This is a genomic window from Streptomyces sp. 2114.4 (assembly GCF_900187385.1).
Taxonomy (GTDB): domain Bacteria; phylum Actinomycetota; class Actinomycetes; order Streptomycetales; family Streptomycetaceae; genus Streptomyces; species Streptomyces mooreae.
Map to the genome: position 1 here is coordinate 6,869,914 of NZ_FYEY01000001.1, position 17,204 is coordinate 6,887,117.

Below are 17,204 nucleotides of genomic sequence, written 5' to 3' on the forward strand. Positions count from 1 at the left end.
GTCCGGCCTGCCCTTCGAGGCATCGGCGTCGGGTCATCAGGACATCCCACGTCCTATGTGCATCGCGACGGAAGCTACTGCCGCGTGCGGACCGCGACAAGGAGCGTGCGCGGGTTCTCCGCGCCGCGGCCGTAATTCACTCTCCTGATTCACTCTCCCGGCCCGCAGACCGCGCCGGGTGCGCCCGGCGCGGTGCGAGGGCCGCGTGTGCCCGGTGTTCCGCAGATGCCGCGTCGCGCCCGCCGCGCCCGCCGCACCCGTCGAGCCGGCCGCGTCTGCCGTGCCCGCCGCGCCTCACGGACGCAGTACCACCTTCCCGAGGTTGGCCCTGGCCTCGATGATCTCGTGTGCCTTCGCGGCCTCTTCCAGGGGCAGTTCGGCATGGACCGCGGCCCGCAGCCGGCCGGATCCGGCAAGTTCCCACAGCCGCGCCCGGTGCTGCTCGTACAGCTCCCGGTGGACGGTGGAGAAGCGGCGCATCGTCAGCCCCGTGATGGTCTTGGCGCCCGCCAGCAGCTCGTGCGCCGGGACCGTCCCGCCGCCGGAGTTGAAGAAGATCAGCCGGCCACCGGGAGTCAGCGCGGCCAGTGCGCGCGGCAGCAGCTCGCCGCCGACGCCGTCCAGGACGATATCGACCGGCTCGCCCCAGGACTCCTGGTCGTAGACCACCACCTCGTCGGCCCCCAGCCCGTACAGGAACTCCGCCTTGGCGGACGAGCCGACCGCGGCCACCACCCGTGGCACCCCCTGGAGCTTGGCCAGTTGGACGGCGAGGTGTCCGGTGCCGCTCGCCGCGCCGGTGATCAGTACGGACTCGGCGCCCTGCGGTGCCGCGGTGCTGAGCGCGGCGAGCGCGACCTGGCCGCTGCGCACCAGCGCCACCGCCTGCACGGCGTCCGCGTCGTCCGGTATCCGGCTCGCCAGGAAGGCGGGCGCGAGGGCGAGTTCGGTGTAGGAACCGGTGAGGGTGAGTGAGGTGACGCGGTCGCCGGGGGCGAATCCTGTGACGTCCGGGCCGACGGCCACGACCGAACCGGCGATCTCGCCGCCGGGCATGGCGGGCAGCGGATCGCCGCTGCCCTTGCCGTCCCCGCGCACCCGTCGTACGCACGGCAGCGTGACGCCGATCGCCTCCGTGCGCACCAGCAGTTCACCGGGGCCGGGCACCGGCGCCTCGGCCTCCTCGACCCGCAGGACCTCGGGGCCGCCGTAGGTATGGAATCGGACACGGCGCATGGTCGGACACCTCCGGGATCGTCGCTCGGCGCGCGGGGCGGACCGGCAGCCGGACAGCTGCCGGTCGCCGGTCGGCGCGCACCGGCGGTTTCATGGGGTTCCCCAACGATATCCCGAAATCATGGGTTCCACCAATAGTTTTTCATTGGGTCCGCCAAGGGAATGCTCGGTACGGTGGTCCCATGGCCGACACCCCCTACGCCCCCCGCCACATCCGCGCGCTCCCCAGCTGGCTGCTGGGCCGCGCCGCCGCCCGCGGCCACCGCCTCGTCGCCGAGGCCCTGGCCGGCGAGGGCATGCGGATGATGCACCACGCCGTCCTGTCGGCGGTCGAGGAAATCGGTCCGGTCTCGCAGGCGGAGCTCGGCCGGACGCTGCATATCGACCCCAAGGACATGGTCGCGATCGTCAACGAGCTGCAGCGGGACGGGCTGGTGACCCGCAGCCCCGATCCCCGGGACCGGCGCAAGAACGCCATCGAGATCTCCGCCGACGGCCGACGGCGGCTGCTGCGCACCCGGCAGCTCGGTGACGAGGCCAACGCGGAGTTGACCGAGGATCTGACCCCGGCCGAACGAGAGCAGTTGGTCGCCCTGCTGACCCGGATCGCGCTGCCGGGGGAGTGAGCCATGAGGCCGGGGGCGCGAGGGGCACCTCGGGGGCGCCTCGCCCCTCGGCCCGCCCGGTGTGGCGGCCCGTACGCCGCGGTGCCGGTGTGGCGGGCCCGCGCCCTCACTCCGCAGGTGTGGCGGCCCCCGAGGGCAGGGCGATGCGGTGCTCACCCGCGTAGACGTTCATGGAGGAGCCGCGCAGAAACCCGACCAGGGTCAGCCCGGTTTCGGTGGCCAGATCGACGGCGAGCGAGGAGGGCGCCGAGACCGCGGCCAGCACCGGAATGCCCGCCATCACGGCCTTCTGTGCCAGCTCGAACGACGCCCGGCCGGAAACCATCAGCACACTCGACGACAGCGGCAGCTGCCCCTGCTGCAGCGCCCGCCCCACGATCTTGTCGACGGCGTTGTGCCGCCCCACGTCCTCCCGGATGTCGAGCAGCTCACCGTCCGTCGTGAACAGCGCCGCGGCGTGCAGGCCCCCGGTCCGCTCGAACACCCGCTGAGCGGCCCGCAGCCGGTCGGGGAGGGCGGCGAGGGTCGCCGGGTCGATACGGAGCGGGTCGATATGGATCGGGTCGATACCGTCCGAGGCGGCGGGGGAGGGGGCCAGGGGCCAGCGCGTGGTGGTGCGCACCGCGTCCAGGCTGGCCTTGCCGCACAGCCCGCACGACGACGTCGTATAGACGTTGCGCTCCAGGGTGATCTCCGGGACCGGGACCCCGTCCGCGAGCCGGACGTCCACGACGTTGTAGGTGTTCTCCCCGTCCGCCGTCGCCCCCGCGCAGTAGACGATGTTCGCCAGCTCGTCGGCGCTCGCCAGCACGCCCTCGCTGACGAGGAATCCGGCGGCGAGCGCGAAGTCGTCTCCCGGTGTGCGCATCGTGATCGCGAGCGGCTTGCCACCGAGCCGTATCTCCAGCGGTTCCTCGGCGACGAGGGTGTCCGGACGGGTGCTCACGGCACCGTCGCGGATGCGGATGACGCGGCGTCGCTCGGTGACCCGTCCCATGTCTGATCAGTCCCGTCCTCACCGGGCCGGAGCGGCGCCGATGGTGTCTGTATGGAGAGCCGAAGCGGCCCTTGGTGCAGCTTGATGTTGCTCGGCACTGCTCGGTGCCGTGCGGCGCTGCCCGGTGCAGTGGTTGCCGCCGTGGCCACCGGAGCCATGTGCGGCAAGGGGACCTCGACGTTCCCATTCTCCTGCACGGAAGCGCGGGGCGGCGGCCGGAGTCGGCACCACGCACCACAGGCCCGGCCGGCCGGTCAGTCGGCGGTACGTGGTGCGTGGTGCCCGGACGGGCGCGTCAGCTCTTCAGCTCACGCCCGCCGAATGCGCCCGAGCCGTCGGCCGCGGCCCAGGCGGCCTCCAGACCGGCTTGGTCCAAGGTCCGCCAGTCCGGGGTGGCCTGGACCAGGGTCCGCCCCAGCCGGCGCCCCAGCTCGACCACCGACCGGCCGGTCGCGCCGCGCTTGGCCCCGTATGCCGCGAGCGCGTCGGGCCGTTCCGGTACGGCGCGCAGCGCGGTCTCCAGGGCGGCGGCGTCCTGCAGCGCCTTGACCGCACCGGCGCCGGTGTGCGGGCGGGCGACAGTGGCCGCATCGCCCGCGAGCAGCAGCCGTCCTGCGGTGTAGCGCGCCGCGGTGAAGTCGTACATCGGCTGGATGAAGACCTCTTGACGCGGCGTCAGTCGCATCAGCCCACCCCAGTAGGGCGGCAGCAACTCGTCCGTGACGTAGGTGAAATGGGCGTACAGGGCGTCGGTCAGGGTGCCGGGCGGCAGGCTGGTGGGGGTGTCGAGCCCCAGGTCGAGGCCGGCCGGCGGGGCGGTGTACAGGACCCAGTTCGCGCGCTTACCCCCTTGGCCGTCCGGGATGCGGTAGATGATGACGTGGCCGCCGGGGAAGACGCCGTAGGTGCAGTCCTCTTCCGCCCAGGGGTCGGCCGGCAGGCCGGGGAAGCGGAGTTCCGTCAGCCGGTCGGCCGGCACCGCGCCACGCCAGGCGAGGTAGCCGGCATAACCGGGCCGCACGCCGGGGAACGCGGTCTCGCGGACCACCGAACGGTAGCCGTCCGCGCCGATGACCAGGTCGAAGCGCTCCGTACGGCGGCTGCTGCCGTCGGCGCCGCGCCGCCCGCCGCTGCCGGCACCGCCCTCGCCTGCTCTGCTTCCTTCGCCGCCGCCGAGATGGACTCCGGCGCCGTCCGCCGTGTCGCTGACCGCGTCCACCCGTACCCCTGACCGGAAGACGGTGTCCTCCGGCAGCCGCCGCCGTAACTCCTGCCAGAGCGGACCCCAGCAGTACGAGCGGAACGGGAAGGGCAGCGCGCCGATCTCACGGCCGAGCGGCCCGGCGCCGTCGCGCACGTACCAGCGACGGGTGGCCAGCTGGACCCACGCCATGGCGGTGTCCAGATACCCGGCGGCGGCGAGCTCGGCATACCGGGCGTTGTGCACCGCGAGGCCGACACCGCGGTCCGCGAGGCGGCCGGCGGTGCGTTCGTACACGGTGACCCGGCCGGCGCCGGCCCGGTGCGCGGCCAGTGCCGTGGCACAACCGGCGATGCTGCCGCCCACGACGGCGACGTCGGCCCCGGCGATCCTGATGCGGTCCCTGCTCATACGCGGATACCCCCTGCGTTGTCCGGCGCCGATGGTCGGTCGGCTGCCTGGTGTGACCGGGCACATCTTCGCAGCGCGCGTCCGTCCCGGCGCGCCGAAACCGCCCCCTGCACCGCCCCTGCGCCGCCGCCCGTTCGTCCCCTCCCTCTCAAGCCCCCTGAAGTCTCGTGTAGGAGGGGTGGCCGGGCGGTGACCTGGGTATGTGCCTGAATCGGGACCCGGCAGCGCCGCGGACCCGGGGCCGGCCGAGCGCCGCGCCCCATGAAAAGCGGCCCGGTGGCGGGTTCTGTGGGGGATCCCGCCACCGGGCGTCCGCTGACGCGGGGAACCGCTCGGTCACCGCTTCGGCGAACGGGTCCCTCGCTCGGCGGGTCTCTTACGGGGCGAGGGCTTCGCACCAGTCCTCGACGGTGACGACATCCGCCCACTGCGGGAACAGTTTCCCGGTGAGGACCCGGTGCACCTCGGGGTCGCTGTCGAGGCAGGCATCCCCCAGGACGGTGAGGCCGAAGTCCAAGTCGTTGGCTTGGCACAGGGTGTGCAGCACTACACCGCTGGTGGCGATGCCGGTGAGAACAAGGCTGTCGATACCGCGAGTCCTGAGTACCAGGTCGAGATCGCTGCCCGAGAACGCGCTCCCCCGCCTCTTGGTGACCACGATCTCGCCGTGCCGGGGCGTGACGTCGGGGTGGATCCCGGTGCCGGGGCTGCCCTCGGTGAACAGGCCTTCTCGCACGGCGGAGGTGAGCACCTTGTTCCGCGGGCTGACGTCCGGCCGGCCCGGGCGCAACGCGACGACCACGTAGATCACGGGGATGTCCGCCGCTCGGGCACCGTCGATCGCCTTGCGCAGGCGCGGCAGATATCCGGAGCCGTCGTCGACGATATTCACGATGTCCCGTTGGACGTCCATCACCAGGAGGGCGCTGTTCGGCATGCTTGCGGTCCTTTCTTCACGGGGAGCACGGGGGCTTCGGGGAAGCGCGGGGGACAGGAACAAGTCTCGGGGTGCGGCCGGTCGAGCCGCGGTGGGCAACTGCAAGGCCTGACCGTAGTTCCGTAGTTCCGTGCCGAAAGTTCCATGAAACCCCAGGTCAGCGGCGGGAACGGCGGATAACGGCGGATAACGGCGGATCATATCGGCCAATGAGGCAGCCCCAACACGCCCTCGAGAGCGCCCGATCGAGGCCCCTCCCGCGACGGGACGCGGCCGCTCGTTGACCTTGCCCCTGGGAGAAGCCACAGCATCGGTGGGCCGGTTGACGTGTCCGGTGCGAGGAGGAGCGAGGATGAACATCGAGATCCATCAGCTGCGTCACCGGGAACTGCTGCGCGAGGCCGACCACTACCGTCTCGCCCGCGCGGCCAGGAAGACCGACCCGCCGGCCGCCCGGGCCGTACCCCGACGAAACCCCGGGCCCGTGCGTCCCGCCGACGACGATCGGCGCCTCACCTTCCACACCTCGCCGGCCACACCGGCCGGAACGCGTTACCTCCGGTCCGATCCGCGAGACCGGCCCGGCCGCCGGCCACCGGCCGGGTAATGTGCACCCGATCAAGACATCAGAGATCAGCAGCACGACACCGCACCAGGTACCCGACCGATCACGAATGGCGAGACGCACATGAGCGAGGGGACAGCACCGGCGGCCGGCGAAGCGGCCGTCGTCGCCGACGAGGCGGCCCGTGAACGGCTGAGCTATCTGCGCGGCAGCATCGACAACCTCGACGCCGCCCTGGTGCATCTGCTCGCCGAGCGCTTCAAGTGCACCCAGCAGGTCGGCGAGCTCAAGGCCCGGCACAGCCTGCCGCCCGCCGACCCGGCCCGCGAAGCCGCGCAGATCGAGCGGCTGCGCCGACTGGCCGAGGACGCCAAGCTCGATCCGGCATTCGCCGAGAAGTTCCTCAACTTCATCATCGGGGAGGTCGTACGCCACCACCGGGCGATCGCCGACCGTACGCAGGAGGGGACGGGGGAGCCGGCCGAGCCCGCGGCCGGCTGAGCCCGTACACACGAAACCGACGAGGGTGGGCGGTGCCGCGAGGCCACCGCCCACCCTCCTCGCATACACCGGGCCGGTCTCGCACCGCCCCAGCGAACGGTGGCCGGAACTGTGCGCCCACCACGCCGTGTTGGGCAGGCCGCCCGCAGCGCCCGCGGCCCGCGGGAGGCCCCTGCCGCCGGCCAGGGCCACGCGGTCGCCTCACCCCGCTGGCCCCGTCGCCCGCGCCGGGTGACACTCGCCATACCTGACGCCGGACCGTCCCGCGGTGCCACCCTGCCCACTACCGTCCAGTAACACGGTTCCTCCGGGAGCCGCCCGAGCGCCATGACCCTGCCCCTCCGGCCGTGCACCGAGAGCGGAGACATCCGATGGCCCCCAGCACCGAATCCACCTCGAACCCGCAGCGGAACGAGCACCCCGCGCCCGCCCCGACGCTGCTCCTCAAGCCCGGAACGTCCTGGCAGGACGCCTGGCAGCGCAGCCTGGCCGCCGCCCCCGAAGCCTTCCGCGACGACCAGGCCCTCAACCTCTGGGCCGCCGCCTGGCACCCGGACGGTGATCCGCTGCCCGCCACCAGCCCCATCGACAACACCCCCATCGCCGGCCCGCCCCGCCTCGACGCGGACGCCGCGCTGCACGCCGTACGCGCCTGCCTCGACCAGCACCGGGCCTGGCGCCACGTCCCGTTGACCGAACGCAAGGCCCGGATCTCCGCCACCCTCGACGCGCTGACCGAGCACCGCGAACTGCTCGCGCTGCTGCTCGTCTGGGAGATCGGCAAGCCCTGGAAGCTCGCGCAGGCCGATGTCGACCGCGCCATCGACGGCGTCCGCTGGTACGTCCGTGAGATCGACCGGATGCTCGTCGACCGCACGCCGCTGCCCGGCCCGGTCAGCAACATCGCCAGCTGGAACTACCCGATGTCGGTGCTGATCCACGCGATGCTCGTCCAGGCGCTGGCCGGCAATGCGGTGATCGCCAAGACCCCCACCGACGGCGGGCTGGTCTGCCTCACCCTCGCCTGCGCCCTGGCCGCCCGCGAGGGGGTCCCGGCCACCCTCGTCAGCGGCAGCGGCAAGGAACTCTCGCCCGCCCTCGTCCGCTCGCCGGAGATCGGCTGTGTCTCCTTCGTCGGCGGCCGGGACACCGGCGCCCGCGTCGCCACTGCCGTCGCCGACCTGGGCAAACGCCATATCCTCGAACAGGAGGGCTTGAACACCTGGGGCATCTGGAACTACACCGACTGGCAGTCCCTGACCCCCCTGGTGCGCAAGACCTACGACTACGCCAAGCAGCGTTGCACCGCCTACCCCCGCTTCGTCGTCCAGCGCGAGGCCTTCGCCGACTTCCTCGCCGCGTACCTCCCGGCCGTACGCAGCGTCCGCTTCGGCCACCCCCTGGCCGTCGCCGACCCCGCCGACCCCCTTCCCGAGCTCGACTTCGGCCCGCTGATCAACGCCGCCAAGGCCAAGGAGCTCGCCGACCTCACCACCGAGGCGATCTCCCGGGGCGCCGTTCCCCTGCACCGCGGCAGCCTCGCCGAGGGGCACTTCCTCCCCTCCCAGGACACCTCGGCGTACCTCCCGCCCACCACCCTCCTGGCCCCGCCCTCCTCCTCACCGCTCCACCACGCCGAGCCCTTCGGTCCCGTCGACACCCTCGTACTCGTCGACACCGAGGCCGAACTCCTCGCCGCCATGAACGCCAGCAACGGCGCCCTGGTCGCCAGCCTGTCCTGTGACGACAAGGACACCTACGACCGTCTCGCCCCACAGATCCGGGCCTTCAAGGTCGGCCACGGCAAGCCCCGGTCCCGCGGCGACCGCGACGAGCTCTTCGGCGGCTTCGGCAACTCCTGGAGCGGCGCCTTCGTCGGCGGCGAACTCCTGGTCCGCGCAGTGACCGAGGGCCCCGCGTCCGAACGGCTGCCGGGCAATTTCCCGGACTACCACCTGATGCCGTAGCTGCAGGGCGGCAGGGCGGTACGGCCGCACCGCCGTAAGGCCGTGCGGCCACAGGACCCATCGGACACCGTGTACTGCAGCGCCCGCCGCAGCGGCGGGCGCTGCGCCGTGGCCAGCGGGACCACCGATATGCACGACATGTCCCCCATTGCCCATAAATCGAGGTTATGTGGCGGGCGGATACGCAGGTGAAAGGCACTCCGAAACCTTGGTATTGTTGTCCATGTCGCCGCGGGGAACGCCCCGCGAAGATCACACCTAGTCCGGGTGGCGGAATGGCAGACGCGCTAGCTTGAGGTGCTAGTGCCCTTTATCGGGCGTGGGGGTTCAAGTCCCCCTCGGACACCAGCTAAGACCCCTGTTGATCAGGGGTTTTCTGCATTTCTGGGCAGTGGCGTGACCCGCCATCGGGTCAACGGCCTAGCGAATCCCCAGGTCAGACCAGGGGCGACAGGCCGAGTCAGCCCGCACCGGAGGCTGCCAGCCGGCGTGCTCCGTCCTTACGAGACTGGCCGTACCGGGCCATTGTGTAGCTCGGCGAGTGGTGGCGGACATCGGCGGATACCTCTACGGGGGCCTCTCCCCCGGCCTCTTCCTCCGTCCTGAGAAGGGCGAACAGGAGTGCATGACCGAACGGCGAGGGCCCCGGATTACTCCGGGGCCCTCTCGTCAGTCGACGTATCCCGCTGCCTTGGCTGCCAGCAGAAGCAGTGTCGTAAAGGCTACGAAGGCGATCCCGCCTGCCCAGAAGCTGTCCTTCAAGCCTGACCCACTAGCCATGAAGGCTGTCGTGACCAGGCAACCGGTCGCAAATCCGATGGCGATGATCAGCGCGACGACCAACGTCTTGGAGCTGGCGCTGTGTGGAGAGCCGGTGTGCGTCACTACGCACTCCCCCCGGATGTGTCAGCCCGGGTCGGTCCGAATGCCTCCCGAGCTGGTGAGTGGCCGCATTTCTTCGGCCCTTCTGGGGGCCCTGTCCTGCCACGAGCCAGATTAAGGCCTGACCCTTCGCGCTTCCAGCAGGGCAATGGCAGCGATCTATCGATGAATCGATTTTTTATGGCCTATGGGGAGGCCGCGTTCGTCGCGCAGAGAGCGAAGCGGTCCGGCACATCAAGCCGGCGGGGGAAGGTGCCCTCCGCTGCGGCGGACACCACACCGCCCGCCCCCGCCCACCGAATCTCAGCCGCCGGCCTGGGCCAGGACTTCGCCGAGCTGGTCGCACATCCAGTCCAGTTGGTCGGGCTCGATGATGAGGGGTGGGGCGAGTCGGATGGTGGAGCCGTGGGTGTCCTTGGCGAGCACGCCGCGGTTCAGGAGACGGAGGCAGGTCTCGCGGCCGGTGGTGAGTGTGGGGTCGCAGTCGATGCCGGCCCATAGGCCGCGGGACCTGACCGCGAGGACGCCGCGGCCGGTCAGATCCTCCAGCCGGTTGCGCAGCCGTTCGCCCAATGTGGCCGCACGGGCCTGGTATTCACCGCTGCGCAGCAGCTCCACCACGGCATGCCCGACGGCGGCGGCGAGCGGGTTGCCGCCGAAGGTGGAGCCGTGGTTGCCGGGGCGGATGACGTCGAGGACATCGTGGCGGGAGACCACGGCGGAGACGGGCACGATGCCGCCGCCGAGGGCCTTGCCGAGGATATAGACGTCGGGGGTGACGCCCTCGGCGTCGCAGGCGAAGGTGGTGCCGGTGCGGCCCAGTCCGGACTGGATCTCGTCCGCGAGGAACAGCATGTTCTCGCGGGTGCAGACGTCCCGCACGGCCTGGAGGTAGCCCGGCGGGGGGAGGACCACGCCGGCTTCGCCCTGGATGGGTTCGAGGAGCACGGCCACGGTGTTCTCGTCGACCGCCGCTTCCAGCGCCGCGCTGTCACCGTAGGGGACGCTGCGGAAGCCGGGGGTGAAGGGGCCGAAGCCGTCGCGGGCGACGGGGTCGGTGGAGAAGCTCACGATCGTGGTGGTGCGCCCGTGGAAGTTGCCGTCGGCGACGATGACGGTGGCGCGGTCCGGGGCCACGCCCTTGCGTTCGTAGCCCCATTTGCGGGCGACCTTGATCGCGCTCTCGACGGCCTCGGCGCCGGTGTTCATCGGCAGCACGCGGTCCATGCCGGCGAGGTCGGCGAGGTCGCGGCAGAACGGGCCGAGACGGTCGTTGTGGAAGGCCCGGCTGGTCAGGGTGAGGCGGGCCAGCTGTTCCTGGGCCGCGGCCGTCAGCCGGGGGTGGGCGTGGCCGAAGTTGAGGGCGGAGTACCCGGCCAGGCAGTCGAGGTAGCGGCGGCCTTCGACATCGGTGACCCAGGCGCCCTGGCCGGAGGCCAGCACCACGGGCAGGGGGGCGTAGTTGTGGGCGGTGGCCGTCTCGGCCAGCGATACGTGGTGCCGGGTGGTGGAGCCGGGGCGGGGCATGCCGTGCGCTTCGGTGGTGGTCATGAGGTGGTCCTTGGGTGCGGAGGTGCGGAGGTGCAGAGGGGGGAAGGGCGCGAAGGGCGCGAAGGGTGCGGAGGCGCACCGGAGTTCAGGCGAGTGGTTCCGCGGCGGCCAGGTAGCCGGCGAGCATGGCGTGGGCGACGTCGCGGATCCGCTCGTCGGGGGGCAGGAACGTGGGCGAGTGCAGTTGTTCGGTGCCGCCGTGGGTGCCGACGAACAGCATCAGCGACGGCAGCTGTGCGCAGAAGAAGGAGAAGTCGTCGGAGCCGGCGGAGCGCAGGTCGTCACCGGCGCTCAGACCGAGCCTGCCGAGCAGCGGTCTGGTGGCGGCGGTCAGCGCCGGGTCGTTGTCGAGCACGGGCTCGCCGCGGATGATGTCCGTCTGCGCGGTGCAGCCATGGGTCTGTGCCACCAGTGCGGCGACCTCCGCCAGCCGGGTGTGCAGCATCTCGCGGTCACCGCTGCCCAGCGCGCGCAGGGTGCCGCGGGCTTCGGCGGTGCCGGGGATGACGTTGGCGGCGGTGCCGGCCGCGAGGGTGCTGACGCTGAGGACGACGTGGGACATGGGGTCGGTGCCGCGGCTGACCAGGCTCTGCAGGGCGACGACGAGATGGGCCAGGGCGACGACGGGGTCGCGGGTGAGGTGCGGGTAGGCGGCGTGGCCACTGCGGCCCCGCACCGTGATCGTGAACTCGTCGGACGAGGCGTTGACGCCGCCGGGGGTGCAGGCGACGGTGCCGGCCGGCAGCAGGGGCTGGACATGCGCTCCGATCATCGCCCGGCACTCCTCCCGGTCGAGGATGCCGTCCTCGACGATGTCCTGGGCGCCGGAGGGGTAGGTCTCCTCCCTCGGTTGCAGGACGGCCAGCAGGGGGGCCGGACCGCCGGTGCGGTCGACGGCCCGGGCCAGGGCGGTGAGCGCGGCCAGGTGTACGTCGTGGCCGCAGGCGTGCATCAGGCCGGGGTGTGCGGACGCCCAGGCCGCGCCGCTCATCTCCTGTACCGCGAGGGCGTCGAGTTCGGCGCGGACGGCGACGGCGGGGCCCGGTCCGCCGATCCGGACGACGGCGCCGGTGTCGGCGACCTTGGTGGTGGCGCCTGCGGGCAGTGCGGCGAGCACGAGGTCGCGGGTGGGGGCCTCGGCGCCGGACAGGCAGGGGCGGGCGTGGATGCGGTGGCGCAGTGCGGCGGCGGCCGGCAGCTCCTCGTCGAGCGCGGCGGTCAGCGCGGACAGGTGGCGGCCGGTCATGCCCGGTCCTCCAGTCGGTAGACGCGGCGGGCGTTGTCGTGGCCGGTCATGCGCACCACCTTGAGCGCTTCATCGACGTCCCACTCCCCGCTCTCGGTCCACGCGGCGATGGCCTTGGCCATGCCGCGACGCCATAGCAGGGCGCCGAGGTGGTGCAGTTCCGGCGGCCCCCAGGCGTCGGAGGAGAAGAGGATCTTGGCGAAGGGGGCGAGTTCCAGTGATTCGGCGATGACGGCGGCGGAGCGTACGCCGGTGTAGTTGATGCCGAGGCCGACGTCGAAGTACACGTGCGGGAACACCTGGGCGAGGTAGCCCGCGTTGCGCTGGAAGGGGTAGCAGTGCAACAGCAGCAGGTCGGTGCCGTGCGGTTCCACGTTCTTGATGAACCGGGTGAGCAACAGCGGGTCGCAGCGGTGGAGTTCGACGTCCGGGTCGCCGTATCCGGCGTGCAGTTGGATCGGCAGACCGCGGTCGACACCGCACCACAGGGCGAAGCGCAGCAGTACCGGGTGGCTCACGCGCAGGGCGCCGGTGGCCTCGTACTCGGCGAGCCAGGTGCCCGCGGCGGCGGTCACCTCGTGGTCGTCGGGGCGTCCGGGGTCGAAGTCGAAGCCGTGGCGGTAGGCGATGATGCTCTTGAGACCGACCGCGGTGACCGTGCGCGCGGCCAGGGCCGTCCGGAACCGGTCGGGGAGCCCGGCGGCGGTGACCCCCTCGCGCACCACGTCCTCCAGCACGGCTTCCAGGCGCACCACCTCGTCGACAGGGCGCCCTGAGGCGGCCGCCATGCCCTGGAGGCCGAGGATGTCCTCCCCTTTGTAGCCGGTCTCCAGCAAGTAGTGGCCGATGCCCGAGGCTTCGAGCAGTCTGCGGTTGACCTCGTCGGTGCCGAGTGCGGAGCGCCTGGCCAGGTAGGCCTCGGGGTCGGCGTGCGGTTCGAGGCCGAGGACCGGGGCGCACCAGCGGCGGACGGCGAAGCCGATCTGCGAGTCGAACTGGGTCATCCACGCCGGGATCGGGCGGTCGGACTCGGTGAGCAGCTGCTCCAGGGCACCGCGGTCGGCGTCGTGGCGGAGGGCTCCGTGGACGTGGTGGTCCACCAGGGGGAGCCGGGTGATCTCGGCGAGGAGTCGTTCAGTAGACATTGCGGACCTTCCGAATGCGTGCGGCGTCGTCCAGACCGTCCAGCTGGGCGAGTTCGGAGCGCTTGACCGAGAGGTGCGTGGCCAGCAGGTGTGGGTCGAACCAGGACCGGACGACGTGGTCCTTCTCCAGGGCCTCCAGGGCCTCCTCCAGGGTTGCGGGCAGGGGCGGCGCCGACGCGAGAGCGGACCGGTCGGTGTCCTCCGGCCACACGGTGGGCTCGTCGTAGTCCCCGGTGAGACCGGCCAGACCGGCCCGGACGAGGACGGCCAGGGCGAGCCAGGGGTTGGCCGTGGCGTCGGCGGCCCGGTATTCGAGGTTGAACTGGGCGGCGGGGCCGGAGCCGGCGAGCTCGGTGGTGGGGCAGATGCGCAGCAGCGCCTCGCGGTTGCGCTCGGCCAGGAACGCCCCGGCGGCGCTCCAGCGGTCCGGGGTCAGGCGCAGGAAGGACACCGGGCTCGGCGCGGTCAGGGCCGTCAGCGCCGAGGCATGGGCCAGGACGCCGGCGCTGAAACGGGCGCCGAGGGCGGAGAGCCGGCCGGGGCGCTGCGGGTCGTACAGCGCGGGGTGCCCGTCGGCGTCGCGCAGACTCAGATGGAGGTGAACGCCGTTGCCCACGCCCGCGGCGTCCAGTAGCGGGGCGAAGGTGACGGGCAGGCCACGGCGGCGGGCCAGGTCGCGGACGAGTTCCCTGAGGAGGACGGCCCGGTCGGCCGCGACCGCGGCAGCGGCGGGGCGCAGGGTGACCTCGAACTGGCCGTCGCAGTACTCCGGGATCCAGGTCTCCGGTTCGAGGCCCGCGTGCTCCAGCAGCCGTACCAGATCGGATCCGAACGGTTCGGCCTCCCGGAAGCGCCGGAGCGAGAACGGAGCACTCGCGGGCAGGCCTTCGAGCACGAATTCGTGCTCGAAGGCGGCGACGACCTCCAGGCCGGTGCGGTCGCGCAGCTCCGCGAGGGCGTCCCGCAGGAAGGTGCGCGGGCAGCATGCCCAGGGCTGTCCGTCCGGCAGCGTCTGGTCGGCGAGGTAGAGCAGCATCCCCGGAGCGGTGCCGTCCGCCGGGATGCCGACCGCGGTGCCGGCGTCGGGAACCAGCCGCAGGTCACCCCGGGAGCCGAAGACGTTGTCGGGGGCGATCGGGCCGAACGAGGAGATCGCGAGGTTCGCGGGGACCCAGCCGGTGCCGCTGCGCAGGACCGCGTCGTGTTCCGAGGGCGGTACGGCACGTCCCCGTACCTGACCGGCCAGATCGCAGGTGGCGACGAAGACGGTCGCGTAGTCGTCGGCGCGGGGAGTCATGAGATCACCTTCATGCTGTCGGTTGCCGGAGGCTCCGGGCTCTGCTCCTGGTGGGGGCCCTGGCCTCCGTTCAGTTCACTGGTGAGACGGGCGCCGATGCGGCCGGCGAGCGAGGGGGCGAACAGGACCACGGCGAGTCCCGTCGCGCACCAGGCGGCGGCGATCCAGGGGAAGTAGGTGTAGGGGGCGTCCTGGCCGGTGGACTGCCGGTAGAAGACGAAGCAGAGGTAGCCCAGACCGGCGAGCGGGATGACCAGTTCGCGGCGGGGGATAGCGCCGCGGCGCGAGAGGGTGAAGACGATCACGCCCGCACCGGCGACCGCGTAGACGACCAGGACGCACAGCACGCCGAGGGTCGCGTACCAGTAGTAGGTGTCGAAGGCGGTGGTGCCCAGGCCGTACATGACGGCGGTGAGCGCGCCGGCCAGGGCCCCGCACAGCCACAGGGCCCTGGTGGGGGCGCCGGTGACCGGATCGGTGCGGGCGAGCCCGGCCGGACCGAAGCCGTCCCGGGCCAGCGCCGAGACCATGCGAGCCGCGGCGGCGGACGAGGACAGTGCGGCGGCGAAGGCGGAGGCGACCGCGGTGAAGGCGATGACGAGCGAGAACCAGGTGCCGAGGTAGTCGTCGGAGAGCGCCACAAGAGCCGATTCCGCCCCGGCGAACTCTTTCACCCCCTTGCCGTCGGTGCCGAACCCGATGGTCTGGACGAACATCATCAGGAGGTACAGCACGCCGGTGAGCAGCACGCTTCCCGCCAGGGCGCGTGGGATGTTGCGCCGGGGGTCGTCGGTCTCCTCGCCCAGTGACGCGCACGCCTCGAAGCCCGCCCAGGACAGGAAGGCGAAGACGGTCGCCGTCATGACGGCGCCGAAGGAGGCTCCGCCGGGGGTGAAGACCGACAGGTCGAGGGACTGGTGGCGGGGCGCCGATCCGGTGCCGGTACGCCCGATGACGACGAGGGCGAGGACCAGCATGGCCGCGATGCCGATGCCTTCGGTGATGAGCAGGGTGCGGGCGGTGCGACGGGTGTCGCGTGAGTTGAGCAGGGTGACGCCCAGGGCGGCAACGACCGCGACGGCGGCCCATGGGCCGGTGGAGGCCAGGCCCAGCGCGTGCAGGAAGGCGTGGGCGAAGACCCCGGTCGCGGCGAGCGTGCACACCAGGAAGGCGAGGTAGGTGCCGAGCAGGGCGAACCCGCCGAAGAAGCCGGCGCGGGGTCCGATGGTGGCTCCGGCCAGGGCGTAGACGGAGCCGGCGTGGTGGAAGTGCTGGGTCAGCCGCCAGAAGCCGTAGCCCACGAGGCCGACACCGAGCAGACCGAGCAGGAAGACCAGGGGCACGGCCTTGCCCACGGTGGCCGCGACGCCGGCCCCGTTGAGGCCCATCGCCAGGGTCGGCCCCATGAGGCCGACGGAGAGGGCCAGGGCTTCCCACAGCCGCAGCTTGCGTGAGGGATGAGGATGATCGGGCACAACACACTCCCGAGCAGGAGGGGGGCCGCAGGGGCGCGGCCCGAGACACCCTCATGAAATATTCGTTACAAGTGGAGCGTCAAGAGGTGTGTTGAAATGAATTTTTCAGGCTTCGGCCTCTCCGGACCACTCCTCCTCCGCGGCCCGCATCCGCTCGTCGGCCGCCGCTCCCAGGCGTGCATGCACCGCGGCGACCAGGGCGTCGACGAGTGCCAGGGGGGCGGCGATGCTGTCGAATGGACTCGGTGCCTCGACGCGGGCCGGGAGCACCGCATCGGCGAACTCGGCCACCGGTGAGAGCCACGGGTCGGTGAACAGTACGACCTTGGCCCCGCGTTCGTGCGCGTGCCGGGCGAGCCGCACGGTGTCGTCCTGGTAGCGGCGGAAGTCGAAGACCACGCACACATCCCGTCGGCTCAGGTCGAGGCGGAATCCCGCATCGCGCCCCGGTGCCGCGGTGTGCAGGAGGGTCCCCGGGCGCAGCAGCCGCAGATGCAGGTCGAGGTATTCGGCCAGGAGCTGCGAAAAGCGCCCGCCGAAGCAGGCAATCCGTTTGGCCGGGTCACAGATCAAACCGACCGCTTGGTCGAACTCCTGCTCGGGGAGGGCGGTGAAGGTCTGGCTCAGCGTCGCGCTGCTCACCTGCTGCGCCGCCTCGACCAGTTCGGAGGTGGGGGAGTCCGCGCCGATCACGGGCGCCAGGGTCAGCGGCGAGGCGTGGCGTGCCTGCACCTCCTCGCGCAGCGACTGCTGGAAGTGCCGGTAGCCCTCGAAGCCGAGCCGGGCGACGAACCGCACCACGGTGGGTGCACTGACGCCGGCCTGGGAGGCGAGCCCCGAGGCGGACTCCAGGCCGGCCGCCGGGTAGTTGGCCGTCAGCGCCCGGGCGATCTTCCGCTCGGCGGGAGACAGGCCGCCCTCGACCTGCCGCACCCGCTCGGCCACGGTCGTCCCCGAGCCGGTGTCCGCCCCTGAGCCGGCGTCCCGCTCCGCCGGCTCCGGCTCCGTGCCGCCTTCCGTGTGCTTGCTGTGCTCTGCGGCCCGACCAGCCATGCGCGTCCCCTCTCCGGCCTGCGTGACGCGACGATCGTGACACAGCCGGGAAACCGGGCGCCGCGGTGGACCACGGGGTTTCGAGGCCCGCCTCGCCCTTCGTGCGCGGCTTCG

The 17,204-nt window shown here is 71.9% G+C and carries 15 protein-coding genes and 1 tRNA gene; 5 read left to right on the forward strand and 11 right to left on the reverse strand.

What is annotated here, in order from left to right; genetic code table 11:
- Positions 1–294: 294 nt before the first annotated feature.
- Entirely contained in the window at positions 295–1,236 is a 942-nt protein-coding gene (locus tag CFW40_RS30345) for a zinc-binding dehydrogenase (protein WP_088800983.1), read from the reverse strand.
- 182 nt (positions 1,237–1,418) lie between these two features.
- Here CFW40_RS30345 and CFW40_RS30350 point away from each other — a divergent pair, with 182 nt between their 5' ends.
- Entirely contained in the window at positions 1,419–1,862 is a 444-nt protein-coding gene (locus tag CFW40_RS30350) for a MarR family winged helix-turn-helix transcriptional regulator (protein WP_088800984.1), read from the forward strand.
- 106 nt (positions 1,863–1,968) lie between these two features.
- Here the strand turns inward: CFW40_RS30350 and fdhD are convergent, their stop codons facing one another.
- From fdhD to CFW40_RS30365, 3 genes are all read right to left on the reverse strand, one after another.
- Positions 1,969–2,859 (reverse strand): formate dehydrogenase accessory sulfurtransferase FdhD, encoded by an 891-nt coding sequence (fdhD, locus tag CFW40_RS30355; RefSeq protein WP_088800985.1) that lies wholly within the window; start codon positions 2,857–2,859, stop codon positions 1,969–1,971.
- Positions 2,860–3,154: 295 nt separating this feature from the next.
- Positions 3,155–4,471, reverse strand: a complete 1,317-nt coding sequence (locus CFW40_RS30360) for an FAD-dependent monooxygenase (protein ID WP_088800986.1) — start codon at positions 4,469–4,471, stop codon at positions 3,155–3,157.
- Between the two features lie 376 nt (positions 4,472–4,847).
- The gene (locus tag CFW40_RS30365) at positions 4,848–5,408 is read right to left on the reverse strand and encodes a cysteine hydrolase family protein (protein WP_088800987.1); all 561 of its coding nucleotides are present in this window, start codon (positions 5,406–5,408) and stop codon (positions 4,848–4,850) included.
- 352 nt (positions 5,409–5,760) lie between these two features.
- Between CFW40_RS30365 and CFW40_RS30370 the strand changes: the two genes are divergently transcribed.
- The 4 genes from CFW40_RS30370 (at position 5,761) to CFW40_RS30385 (ending at position 8,789) form a co-directional block, all read left to right on the forward strand.
- Complete coding sequence (locus tag CFW40_RS30370; protein ID WP_088800988.1) at positions 5,761–6,015, forward strand: hypothetical protein; 255 nt, start codon at positions 5,761–5,763, stop codon at positions 6,013–6,015.
- A gap of 81 nt (positions 6,016–6,096) precedes the next feature.
- Positions 6,097–6,474, forward strand: a complete 378-nt coding sequence (locus CFW40_RS30375) for a chorismate mutase (protein ID WP_088800989.1) — start codon at positions 6,097–6,099, stop codon at positions 6,472–6,474.
- Between the two features lie 371 nt (positions 6,475–6,845).
- Positions 6,846–8,441, forward strand: coding sequence for an aldehyde dehydrogenase family protein (locus CFW40_RS30380; RefSeq protein WP_176956336.1), 1,596 nt, complete (start codon positions 6,846–6,848; stop codon positions 8,439–8,441).
- 261 nt (positions 8,442–8,702) lie between these two features.
- Positions 8,703–8,789 (forward strand) — tRNA-Leu (locus CFW40_RS30385).
- 321 nt (positions 8,790–9,110) lie between these two features.
- On the opposite strand, the gene CFW40_RS30390 is transcribed toward CFW40_RS30385, so the two are convergent.
- The 7 genes from CFW40_RS30390 to CFW40_RS30420 all read right to left on the reverse strand — a co-directional run bounded on the left by CFW40_RS30390 (position 9,111) and on the right by CFW40_RS30420 (position 17,090).
- A complete protein-coding gene (locus CFW40_RS30390; RefSeq protein ID WP_088800990.1) occupies positions 9,111–9,326 on the reverse strand; it encodes a hypothetical protein in 216 nt (71 codons plus the stop codon).
- 300 nt (positions 9,327–9,626) lie between these two features.
- The gene (gene rocD / locus CFW40_RS30395) at positions 9,627–10,874 is read right to left on the reverse strand and encodes an ornithine--oxo-acid transaminase (protein WP_088800991.1); all 1,248 of its coding nucleotides are present in this window, start codon (positions 10,872–10,874) and stop codon (positions 9,627–9,629) included.
- Positions 10,875–10,959: 85 nt separating this feature from the next.
- Positions 10,960–12,120, reverse strand: a complete 1,161-nt coding sequence (locus CFW40_RS30400) for a M20 family metallopeptidase (RefSeq protein WP_088800992.1) — start codon at positions 12,118–12,120, stop codon at positions 10,960–10,962.
- Positions 12,117–13,265: an amidohydrolase family protein gene (locus tag CFW40_RS30405; protein WP_088800993.1), complete on the reverse strand. Its 1,149-nt coding sequence runs from the start codon at positions 13,263–13,265 to the stop codon at positions 12,117–12,119. Before CFW40_RS30405 ends, CFW40_RS30400 begins: the two co-directional genes overlap by 4 nt.
- A complete protein-coding gene (locus CFW40_RS30410) occupies positions 13,255–14,562 on the reverse strand; it encodes a glutamine synthetase family protein (protein WP_088800994.1) in 1,308 nt (435 codons plus the stop codon). The genes CFW40_RS30405 and CFW40_RS30410 overlap by 11 nt, the downstream gene beginning before the upstream one ends.
- On the reverse strand, positions 14,559–16,037 hold the full coding sequence (locus tag CFW40_RS30415) for an APC family permease (RefSeq protein WP_256331199.1): 1,479 nt from the start codon (positions 16,035–16,037) through the stop codon (positions 14,559–14,561). Before CFW40_RS30415 ends, CFW40_RS30410 begins: the two co-directional genes overlap by 4 nt.
- A gap of 105 nt (positions 16,038–16,142) precedes the next feature.
- Positions 16,143–17,090 carry a MurR/RpiR family transcriptional regulator gene (locus CFW40_RS30420; protein ID WP_088800995.1) on the reverse strand — a complete coding sequence of 316 codons (948 nt, stop codon included), beginning with the start codon at positions 17,088–17,090 and terminating at the stop codon, positions 16,143–16,145.
- Between the last annotated feature and the right edge of the window lie 114 nt (positions 17,091–17,204).

Coding starts and splice junctions, on each gene's coding strand:
- CFW40_RS30375 (WP_088800989.1), top strand. CDS start 6,097: ATGAGCGAGGGGACAGCACCGGCGGCCGGCGAAGCGGCCGTCGTCGCC.
- rocD (WP_088800991.1), bottom strand. CDS start 10,874: ATGACCACCACCGAAGCGCACGGCATGCCCCGCCCCGGCTCCACCACC.
- CFW40_RS30345 (WP_088800983.1), bottom strand. CDS start 1,236: ATGCGCCGTGTCCGATTCCATACCTACGGCGGCCCCGAGGTCCTGCGG.
- CFW40_RS30420 (WP_088800995.1), bottom strand. CDS start 17,090: ATGGCTGGTCGGGCCGCAGAGCACAGCAAGCACACGGAAGGCGGCACG.
- CFW40_RS30405 (WP_088800993.1), bottom strand. CDS start 13,265: ATGTCTACTGAACGACTCCTCGCCGAGATCACCCGGCTCCCCCTGGTG.
- CFW40_RS30400 (WP_088800992.1), bottom strand. CDS start 12,120: ATGACCGGCCGCCACCTGTCCGCGCTGACCGCCGCGCTCGACGAGGAG.
- CFW40_RS30365 (WP_088800987.1), bottom strand. CDS start 5,408: ATGCCGAACAGCGCCCTCCTGGTGATGGACGTCCAACGGGACATCGTG.
- CFW40_RS30410 (WP_088800994.1), bottom strand. CDS start 14,562: ATGACTCCCCGCGCCGACGACTACGCGACCGTCTTCGTCGCCACCTGC.
- fdhD (WP_088800985.1), bottom strand. CDS start 2,859: ATGGGACGGGTCACCGAGCGACGCCGCGTCATCCGCATCCGCGACGGT.
- CFW40_RS30370 (WP_088800988.1), top strand. CDS start 5,761: ATGAACATCGAGATCCATCAGCTGCGTCACCGGGAACTGCTGCGCGAG.
- CFW40_RS30350 (WP_088800984.1), top strand. CDS start 1,419: ATGGCCGACACCCCCTACGCCCCCCGCCACATCCGCGCGCTCCCCAGC.
- CFW40_RS30360 (WP_088800986.1), bottom strand. CDS start 4,471: ATGAGCAGGGACCGCATCAGGATCGCCGGGGCCGACGTCGCCGTCGTG.
- CFW40_RS30380 (WP_176956336.1), top strand. CDS start 6,846: ATGGCCCCCAGCACCGAATCCACCTCGAACCCGCAGCGGAACGAGCAC.